Origin of the sequence: Corallococcus sicarius (assembly GCF_003611735.1) — a bacterium.
Lineage (GTDB): Bacteria > Myxococcota > Myxococcia > Myxococcales > Myxococcaceae > Corallococcus > Corallococcus sicarius.
Genome location: NZ_RAWG01000360.1, coordinates 1 through 9013, shown reverse-complemented (window position 1 = coordinate 9013; position 9013 = coordinate 1). Strand labels below are relative to the sequence as shown.

Genomic DNA, 9013 nt, shown 5'->3' with positions numbered 1-9013 from the left:
CCCACCCCCGGGGAGTTCCCCGCCGTCCAGGGCCCGGAGGAGGATCCGCTCGACCGCGACCTCGTCGCCCTCTTCGTGGACGTGGCCCGCGCCGACGGAGATGTCCGCCGCGAGGAGGTCCGCGAGGTCCGCCGCTACTTCGAGGAGGTCCTCCACGCGGACTCCCACACCGTCCAGGCCGTCCGCCGGCACCTGAAGGACTTCCTGCGCCACCCGGCCACGGTGGACGCGCCGGGGGCGCTCGCCTCCTGCCTGGAAGCCCTGCCTTCAGGCGAACGGCTGCGCCTCCTGGACGCTCTCTACGAACTGGCGCTCACGGACGGCCCGCTCCAGCGCTCCGAACGCGAGGCCCTTCAGCGCGTGGCCGAAGGGCTGGACGTCCCAGACGACAAGGCCCGGGCCGTGGCCGAGCAGCACCTGGGCGACGCCACCGCCCACTACGAGTCCCTGGGCCTCACGCCGGAGGCCTCGGACGCGGAGGTGAAGAGCGCCTACCGCAAGCTCGCCGCCACCCACCATCCGGACAAGGCCAGCCACCTGGGGCCCCGGGCCGCCGAACAGGCCGCCCGCCGCTTCCAGGAAGTCCGCGACGCCTACGAGGAAATCCGACGGCTGCGCGGTCTGTAGCCCGGGTTAGAACCAGGACATCCCATGAGCAAGCAGCCCCCGAAGAAGAAGGAAGCGGCCTTCCAGAACAACCCCTTCAAGTCCGCCATCAAGACGCTCCAGGACCAGGAGAAGCAGGAACAGCAGAAGGCCGCCGCCGAGGCCGCCGCGAAGAAGAAGACCGTCGCCAGGCCCGTGAAGGCCCCCAAGGCCCGCCCGGAGGACGACGACGTGGGCCTCTTCTTCTCCGCCATGGACGGCGTGCAGCAGATCACCAACAGGGGCGAAGCCCCCAAGGTGAACCCGCGCCTGCCGGAGATCATCGACGACAACGCGGAGGCGCTGGCCCAGCTCTCCGAGCTCGTCGCGGGCGAAGGCGGCTTCGACGTCGCCGACTCGAACGAGTTCATCGAGGGCGCCGCTCCCGGCGTGGACCGCAACCTGCTGCGCTCGCTGCGCCGGGGCGACTTCTCCGTGCAGGACACGCTGGACCTCCACGGCAAGACGCAGGCGGAGGCCCGGAGCGCGGTGGAGCGTTTCCTGTCCGACAGCCAGCGCTCCAAGAAGCGCTGCGTGCTCATCGTCCACGGGCGCGGTTTGAACTCCAAGGACCAGGTGCCCGTCCTCAAGGAGGGGCTGCGGGTGTGGCTGTCCCAGAAGCGGATGGAGCGGCTGGTGCTGGCCTTCGCCACCGCACGTCCGCAGGACGGGGGAACCGGCGCGGTGTACGTGCTGCTTCGCCGATAGCTTTACGCGTGCCCGGGGCTGTGCATACATGCCGCCATGGTTCGCGACCTGATTGACCTCCACATCCACGTGGGTGGCGCGGTGGCTCCGCACATCCTGTGGTCCATTGCCCATCAGCAGGGCTTCAAGCTTCCCGTCAAAAACTACTTCGACTTCGTCGAGCTGATCACCTCCCGTCCGGGCAAGGTGGGCAGCCTCGATGACTACCTGAAGATCCTCCACACCTGGACGGAGAAGATCCAATCCTCTCCCAGCGCCATCGAGCGCTCCGTCTACGAGGTGATTGGCAAGGAGTACCGCGGCAGCCGCGTCACGCAGATCGAGCTGCGCTTCAACCCGATGAAGCGCAACCTGTCCTCCGAGCTGGACCTGGACCACATCATCCACGCCGCGCTCCGGGGCATGGACCGCGCGGTGCTGGAGTACGGCGTGAAGGTGGGCCTCATCTTCTGCCTGGCCCGCGAGTTCGACCACAAGCTCAACAGCATCATCGTCGAGAAGGCCATCAAGTACCGCAACCGCGGCGTGTACGGCATCGACCTGGCCGGCACGGAGCGCGACGCGATGGAGCACAAGCCCACGCTGGCGCAGTACGAGGACCTCTACGCCCGCGCGCGCAAGGGCGGCCTCAAGTGCACCGTGCACACCGGTGAGACGGCCGGCACGGGCGCGGAGGGCCTGATGGCGGTGGTGGAGAAGCTCAAGCCGAACCGCATCGGCCACGGCATCCGCGCCGCGTACGACGAGTCCGCGATGAAGGTCCTGCGTGAGAACAACATCACGCTGGAGCTGTGCCCCACGTCCAACATCCACACCAAGGCCGTGGAGGGCCTGAAGGAACTCCAGCACATCATGCAGACGTTCTGGGACCGCAAGGTGAAGTTCACCATCAACACGGACGGCCCCTACCTGCTGGAGACGGACATGCGGCGGGAGATAGAGATCGTCGAGTCCAACGGCCTGCTCACCACCGAGCAGGTGGACCAGGCCCTGGCGTGGGCGCGCGAGGCGTCCTTCATCCCCGCTTGAGCGGCATGTACGGCCTCACGCGCGCAATGCTGTTCACGCTGGCCCCGGAGCCCGCGCACCGGCTGGGCATGTCGGGGCTCGCGGCCCTGGGGAAGCTGCCGTCCCTCTGCCAGTCGATGCGAGAGCGCACCCTGCGCCAGGCCCCCATGGACCTGTCCGTGGAGCTGGCCGGGCTGCGCTTCGCCCACCCGGTGGCGCTCGCCGCCGGGCTGGACAAGGACGCGGAGGCGGTGGACGGCCTCTTCGCCTGCGGCTTCTCCGCCGTGGAGATTGGCACCGTCACGCCCCGGCCCCAGCCGGGCAACCCGAAGCCGCGCCTGTTCCGGCTGCCGGAGCACCGCGCGGTCATCAACCGCATGGGCTTCAACAACCACGGCGCCGCCACGGCCGCGGGCCGCCTGACGGGCCGCGCGTGGAAGCCCGGCCCGCTGGGCGTGAACATCGGCAAGAACAAGGACACGCCGATAGAGCGCGCGGTGGACGACTACGTGGCGTGCGTGGACGCGCTCGCGCCGCTGGGCGACTACGTCGTCGTCAATGCGTCCTCGCCCAACACCCCCGGGCTGCGCTCGCTCCAGGAGCCGGAGCAGCTCACCGCGCTGCTCGGCGCGGTGCAGGAGCGGATGGCGAAGGTGGCCCCCGGCACGCCGCTGTTCCTGAAGATTGCCCCGGACCTCACCCCGGAGGCGGTGGACGAGGTGGTGGACGTGGCGCTGGCGTGCGGCCTGTCCGGCCTCATCGCGACCAACACCACCATCACCCGCCCCTTCGAACACGCGCACGCGAAGGAGGCCGGCGGCCTGTCCGGCGCCCCCGTGCGCGAGCTGTCCAACGCCGTCATCCGCCGCGCCTACGTCCGGAGCCGGGGCACCCTGCCCCTCATCGGCGTGGGCGGCGTGTTCACCGCCCAGGACGTCTACGAGAAGCTGCGAGCAGGTGCCACCGTGGTGCAGGTGTATACGGGTTTCATCTACGAGGGCCCGGGCATGGTGGGTCCCCTCCTGAGAGGGCTGGGCGCCCTGCTGGCCCGCGACGGCTACACCTCCGTGCGCGACGTGGTGGGCGTGGATGCCCACGCAGGCCTGGCGGCCCCCACCCGGTAGCGGCGGCGGCGGGGGTTGGGTATAGCGCGTTCATGCCCACCCTCCTCCTCAGTGCGAAAGAGCTGCGCGGCCTCTACACCGTCGAACTCGGCCTGGAAGCCGTGGAGCGCGCCTTCCTGGCCCATGGCCGCGGCGACGCGCTCATGCCGCCCAAGGTGTACCTGTCCCTGCCGAAGTACGACGGCGACTTCCGCGCCATGCCCGCGTTCCTCGACGGGGCGGCGGGCGTGAAGTGGGTCAACGCCCATCCCCGCAACCCCCAGAAGCACGGCCTGCCCACGGTGCGCGCCGTCTACATCCTCAGCGACCCGGACACCGCCTCCCCGCTGGCCATCCTGGACGGCACGCTGCTCACCGCGTGGCGCACCGGCGCCGCGGGCGGCATCGCGTCCAAGTACCTGGCGAAGAAGAAGCCCCGCACGCTGGGGCTCGTGGGCTGCGGCGTGCAGGCGCGGGTGCTCATCGATTCGCACCGCGCCCTCTTCGGGGACCTGGAGCTGCTCATGGCGGACGTGTCCGAGCAGGCCGCCCAGGCCCTCCAGAAGGAGAAGGGCGGCCGCGTGGTGAGCCTCCAGGAGGCCTCCGGCGCGGACATCGTCTGCTCCGCCACGCCCGCGCGCGCGCCCGTGGTCCGCCGCGAGTGGGTCCAGGCCGGCGCCCACATCAACGCCATGGGCGCGGATGCTCCCGGCAAGCAGGAGCTGGATCCGCGCCTGCTCGTGGAAGGACGCGTCTTCATCGACGATGCGGAGCAGGCGCTCCACTCCGGCGAGGTCAACGTCCCCCTGCACGACGGCCTGTTCCAGGCCGGGCAGCTCGCGGGCACCCTGGGAGAGGTGGTCGCGGGCAAGAAGCCGGGCCGCACCGGCGACGAGGTCACCGTCTTCGACTCCACCGGCCTCGCGGTCCAGGACGTGGCCCTGGCCCGCGCGCTCTACGACGTGGCCCGCGCCAGGGGCGTGGGGCAGCTCTTCGACCTCGTCGGGGACGCCTAGTCGGGGCCGCCTGGTCGGGGACGCCCGGCGAAGCGTCCCGTCCTGCACTGATTTTCCAGGGCGGGGCAACTTTCGCCGGGTTCCGCGATAATCTTGCAGACCCATTTCTCCGCCCGGAGACCCCCTCGCCGGGCGGCCAGGACAGGTGGTGCGCATGAGCACGAAGATCAACAAGGACGGGACCGTGCTGGCCGCGCTGAACACCAGCCAGCGCTTGAACGCCACCGAGCAGAAGCTGCTCAAGGGACTCACCGGCGATGATCGCACGCGCGCCGAGGCCCAGCTGATGCTCCAGAAGCAGCAGGAGACGGTGAACTTCGTCAGCAAACTGCTGAAGAGCGACACCACCATCCAGGTGATTGGCAACCTGAAGTAGCCAGCAGCGTGTGGGCGGGCGGAGGCTTGAAGCGCCTCCCCTGCTCCGCTTGAGGCAAAAAAGAGAGCGCTCGCCGGCACCTTGGAGTTTTACCGGCGAGCGCCCCGGGCCGCGTGCCGACTGGCAGGGCCTCGTAAAGTCGCGGGCGGATGCGAAGCAGGCCCTCGGGCCACTCCGCGCCACCTTCATGTTCCGCGTCCGTCCCGCGTCCCGTGCCTCAGGGCCCCGCGCTCGACGTCCGCTTCCTTCAAAACCACGTCCTGCCGGCGGGGATTCCTCTTCCGCCTGATCCGATGTCACCCACGGTGAGCACGCCCGGTGTGACTGGCAATGCCCCCGGCGCCATTACCACGGCCACCCTACCAATCTCCACGAAAAACGAGCTATTCCCATCTATAACCTGGAATCGCACGAAGGGATAAGCGCGGGGCACGTCCCCCTCCCTACGAACGCGCCCGCCCCCAATTGCTTGAGGACGGGCTCGGATTATCCAGGTGGGTCTGACATTTCCCGGCCCCCAGGGGCGGGGATCAGCCCTGGGGCCGCTGTGCCACCCTTCGGTACAGGGCGTCATGCTGGCCCACCATCTTCTCCAGCGACAGCTCGCGGGCGACGAAGCGCCGGGCGGCCTTGCCCATCTTCCGGGCCTCCTCGGGCTGGGAGAGCAGCCGGCGGAACGCCTGGGCCAGCTGGGCGGGCCGTTCCGGCTCCACCACCAGCCCCCGCTCCCCGTCCACGATGAGGTCCGGGTTGCCGCCCACCCGCGTGACGACCATGGGCAGGCCCGCGGCCATGCCCTCCATCACCGCGTTGGACATGCCCTCCGCGGACGAGCACAGGACGCCGAAGGTGGCCCGGCCATAGAGGGCCGGCACGTCCGAGCGGTGCAGCAGGAAGTGCACCCCGTCCGCCACGCCCAGCTCCTGCGCCATCTTCTGCAGCGCGGGCCGGCGCGGGCCGTCTCCCACCAGCCACGCGTTCAGCCGGACGCCCTCATGACGCAGCATGGCAAGCGCGAGGAGCAGGTCCTCCTGCCGCTTCACCGGGTGGTTCATGTTGGCCACGTGCACCACGGTGGGCACGTCGCCCGGGTCCGGGAGCGGGGCCTTGAGGCCCTCGGCGACGCGCGCGTCGAAGCGCTGCAGGTCCAGGCCGTTGTGGATGACGGAGACGCGGTCCGCGGGCAGCCCCTCCTCCTGGACAACCATCGTGCGGATGGCCTCCGCGTTGGCGACGACGTGGTCCGCCAGGCGCGTCATCTGCGCGTGCAGCAGGCGGCGGGCCCTGCCCTGCCAGTGGGACAAATCCAACCGGCCGACGATGACCTTCGCGCCCGCCAGCTTCGCCGCCGGCACCGCGATGATGCTCGAGTAGAAGTCGTGCACGTGCACCAGGTGCACGCGGTGCTTCCGCAGCCAGTGCGCCAGGCGGAGGATTTGAAGGGCCGTGTTCGGCTTCGCGAGTGAGCCCTTGAGCGAGAACACCTCCGGCGCGTGGCCCAGCTTGCGGACGGACTCCATCAGCGGCCCGGCGTCCTCCAGCACCGACACCTGCAACCGGTAGCTGGACGGCAGCCCGCGCAGCAGCTCCAGCACCTGCACCTCGGTGCCGCCAATGTGGAACGACCGGGTGAACTGCACCAGACGGAGGGGCTCCTGCCCCATCCGCGCTTCCTCACGCCGCATGCCCAGACCCCTCCCACGTGGCCGTCGGCACCTGAGTCGGTGCCGGCTGCCTCCCCACCGCCAGGGCACGCTCCCGCGCCTGCGCGATGCGGTGCGCGCTCGCGGCGAGGCCGAAGAGCACGTAGCAGTGCGCGGACAGGATGTACCCGGAGAACAAGTCACAGACGAGGTAGCCCGCCACTGACGCCAACAGCGCGCGCGCCAGCCACCCCATTTCCGGATCCGACGACGCGGACGCGGCCCCGCCCACGGATCCACCCGCGAACACCAGGAAGCACAGGAGGCCAATCCACCCGAGCTCTCCGATGACGTCCAGGAAGATGTTGTGCGCCACGTAGGCGCGGCGCGCCTCGGGCGGCGCGTACTCGAACCACGCGTAGCGGAAGCCGCCCGCGCCCACGCCCAGCAGCGGCTTGTCCAGGCTCATGCGGCTGGCCACCTGCCACGCGTACACGCGGCCCATGGCGGACGCGTCCTCGTGGAAGCTCGTCACCGTCTCATTGCGCTGCCAGAAGCTCTTGGGCGCGAACACCGCCAGGCCCAGCACGAACACGGTGCCCAGCACGATGGCCTGCATGCGGCGCTTCTCGCGGATGGCCCACAGCGCCATCGCCACCGACAGGCCGATGAAGCCACCGCGCGAGTGCGACAGCACGATGGCCACCACCGACAGGATGGCGGACGCGCCGCAGAGGATGCGGAAGAACCACGGGGTGCTCTTGCGCGCCACGAAGGCCACCGCGAGCGGCACCACGACGACCATGTTCATCGCCATGTGGTTGGGGTCCGCGTACACGCCGACCCAGCGCGAACGGAAGCCCTCCACCATGTTCTCCCCGACGATGTACCAGTTGATGACGCCAATGGACGTCACGATGGCCGCCAGCACCATGGCCGCGCACACCGCCGCCAGCCGCTTGCTGTTCGTGATGACGTTCACGAGCGTCAGGTAGATGGCCGTGAGCTTCAAGAGCTCCACGCCCTGGAAGCGCGTCACGTCCGGATTGACGGACCACGCCACCGAGCAGAACGCCAGCGACGAGAACGCCAAGAGCGCGATGCCGCGCGCCCCGTCGAAATAGAGCGGCTCCGCCTTGCCCAGCCGCCGCATCACCATCAGTCCGGCCGCGAGGCCCGACGTCAGCAGCGCGAGCCGCAGCGGCGCGAGCGCGGGGATCCACTCACCCGGCACCGCGTACATCACTGCCGCGAACCCCACGAGCAGGAAGAATGCCAGCACGTCGCGACGCTGCCCCTGCGCGCCCGGTTCCATGAACTCCACCCCTTCGCTGTCGGTCGCTCGTCCCGTCACACGCGTGCCCCTGGCCCTCTTGGAAAGCCGTTGGCGGGCCGGACGCAGGCACGCCGCACGCGGAACGCATGCGCGACACCGACGAACAGCCAGCGGGCGGGGGCAAAGCAGCGGGCGTGCCAGGGGATGCAAGCGCGGGAAGCCCGTATCTTCGGGCAGTTGCGCGTTCCCCCCCGACACGGGGGCCGGGCAAGGCTGAAAAAGCTACGGGACCGGCGCGCTCTCCATCGGAAGCACCGCGGAGGCGATGAGGTCCAACCGCCCCTCGCGCAGCCACGGTGAGCCCAGCTCCGACACCAGCCGCGCCAGCGTGACGTTCACCACCCGACGCAGTTCCTCCCGCGCGGGCTCCGCAACGGCGGGCGTGAGCGCGGCCAGGGCCCGCTCCGCCGCGCTCGGGCGCAGGCGCGGCGCGTCCGGGCTGCCCTCGAAGAGGCGCTGGCCCAATTCCACCGTGCGCCCCAGGGGCACGGGCCTCACGTCCACGCCCTCCTCCAGGACGGCCATGGCGACCACCGCCGCCCACAGCCGCTCCACGCCCAGCACGTCCAGGGACACGCCGAAGCGGGCCAGCACGGTGTGCGCGGGGCCCTCGGAGCCGCCCAGGAGCGAGCCCAGCGCGGCCACCTGTCCTTCCGCGCGGGCGAGCAGCACCTCCGACGAAGCCACCTCCCGCAGCGAGCGGAACGGCACGGCCTCCGCGCCCGGGACGCGCAGCGCCCGGCGGGGACGCTTGCGGCGCAGGGCCTCCAGCGCCGCCGCCTCCTCGGGGAGCACGAGCGGCACGTCGTCCAGACTCATGAAGGGCTCCTTGAAGAGCCGGTCCGCGCGGTACTTGAGCTGGAGCGTCAGCGTGAAGCCCACCTGGAAGATGCGGCGCAGGGGCGTGTCCCGCAGCGCGTCCGGCGCCCGGGCCGGGTCGCCGCCCGTCAGGTGCTCCAGGCCCAGCGACAGGTAGTCGCGCACCCATTCGCCCACGCGGCGCACGGCGTCCAGGTCTCCCGGGTCGCCCAGCTCGGCGACGAGCACCGCGTTGGCCACCTCGCGCAGCTCGTCCTCCGCGTTCATCCGCTCCGTGTCGGACAGGTCCCGGAAGGCCGCCTCCACGTAGTCCACGTGGCCGCCGTTGGTGGTGAGCGCGGGGGACGCGGGGGAGGTGG

Annotated in this window: 9 protein-coding genes; 6 read left to right on the top strand and 3 right to left on the bottom strand. The window is 70.5% G+C overall.

Going from position 1 to position 9013, the window contains the following annotated elements; genetic code table 11:
• The 6 genes from D7X12_RS35595 to D7X12_RS35570 all read left to right on the top strand — a co-directional run.
• Positions 1-627, top strand: a 627-nt coding sequence (locus tag D7X12_RS35595) for a TerB family tellurite resistance protein (RefSeq protein ID WP_120629657.1), incomplete at its 5' end; no start/stop codon positions are given.
• Between the two features lie 24 nt (positions 628-651).
• A complete protein-coding gene (locus D7X12_RS35590; RefSeq protein ID WP_120629656.1) occupies positions 652-1353 on the top strand; it encodes a Smr/MutS family protein in 702 nt (233 codons plus the stop codon).
• 36 nt (positions 1354-1389) lie between these two features.
• Entirely contained in the window at positions 1390-2382 is a 993-nt protein-coding gene (gene add, locus D7X12_RS35585) for an adenosine deaminase (protein ID WP_120629655.1), read from the top strand.
• A gap of 5 nt (positions 2383-2387) precedes the next feature.
• A complete protein-coding gene (locus tag D7X12_RS35580; RefSeq protein ID WP_120629654.1) occupies positions 2388-3485 on the top strand; it encodes a quinone-dependent dihydroorotate dehydrogenase in 1098 nt (365 codons plus the stop codon).
• Positions 3486-3517: 32 nt separating this feature from the next.
• Positions 3518-4480: an ornithine cyclodeaminase family protein gene (locus tag D7X12_RS35575; protein ID WP_120629653.1), complete on the top strand. Its 963-nt coding sequence runs from the start codon at positions 3518-3520 to the stop codon at positions 4478-4480.
• A gap of 154 nt (positions 4481-4634) precedes the next feature.
• Entirely contained in the window at positions 4635-4856 is a 222-nt protein-coding gene (locus tag D7X12_RS35570; RefSeq protein WP_120629659.1) for a hypothetical protein, read from the top strand.
• Between the two features lie 530 nt (positions 4857-5386).
• On the opposite strand, the gene D7X12_RS35565 is transcribed toward D7X12_RS35570, so the two are convergent.
• The 3 genes from D7X12_RS35565 to D7X12_RS35555 all read right to left on the bottom strand — a co-directional run.
• On the bottom strand, positions 5387-6541 hold the full coding sequence (locus D7X12_RS35565; protein ID WP_120629652.1) for a glycosyltransferase: 1155 nt from the start codon (positions 6539-6541) through the stop codon (positions 5387-5389).
• Positions 6531-7814, bottom strand: a complete 1284-nt coding sequence (locus D7X12_RS35560; protein ID WP_120629658.1) for an O-antigen ligase family protein — start codon at positions 7812-7814, stop codon at positions 6531-6533. The genes D7X12_RS35565 and D7X12_RS35560 overlap by 11 nt, the downstream gene beginning before the upstream one ends.
• Positions 7815-8057: 243 nt before the next feature.
• The coding region (locus D7X12_RS35555) for a DUF6178 family protein (protein WP_244224976.1) at positions 8058-9013 on the bottom strand (956 nt) is incomplete at its 5' end.

Coding starts and splice junctions, on each gene's coding strand:
- D7X12_RS35565 (WP_120629652.1), bottom strand. CDS start 6,541: ATGCGGCGTGAGGAAGCGCGGATGGGGCAGGAGCCCCTCCGTCTGGTG.
- D7X12_RS35570 (WP_120629659.1), top strand. CDS start 4,635: ATGAGCACGAAGATCAACAAGGACGGGACCGTGCTGGCCGCGCTGAAC.
- D7X12_RS35575 (WP_120629653.1), top strand. CDS start 3,518: ATGCCCACCCTCCTCCTCAGTGCGAAAGAGCTGCGCGGCCTCTACACC.
- D7X12_RS35590 (WP_120629656.1), top strand. CDS start 652: ATGAGCAAGCAGCCCCCGAAGAAGAAGGAAGCGGCCTTCCAGAACAAC.
- D7X12_RS35560 (WP_120629658.1), bottom strand. CDS start 7,814: ATGGAACCGGGCGCGCAGGGGCAGCGTCGCGACGTGCTGGCATTCTTC.
- D7X12_RS35580 (WP_120629654.1), top strand. CDS start 2,388: ATGTACGGCCTCACGCGCGCAATGCTGTTCACGCTGGCCCCGGAGCCC.
- add (WP_120629655.1), top strand. CDS start 1,390: ATGGTTCGCGACCTGATTGACCTCCACATCCACGTGGGTGGCGCGGTG.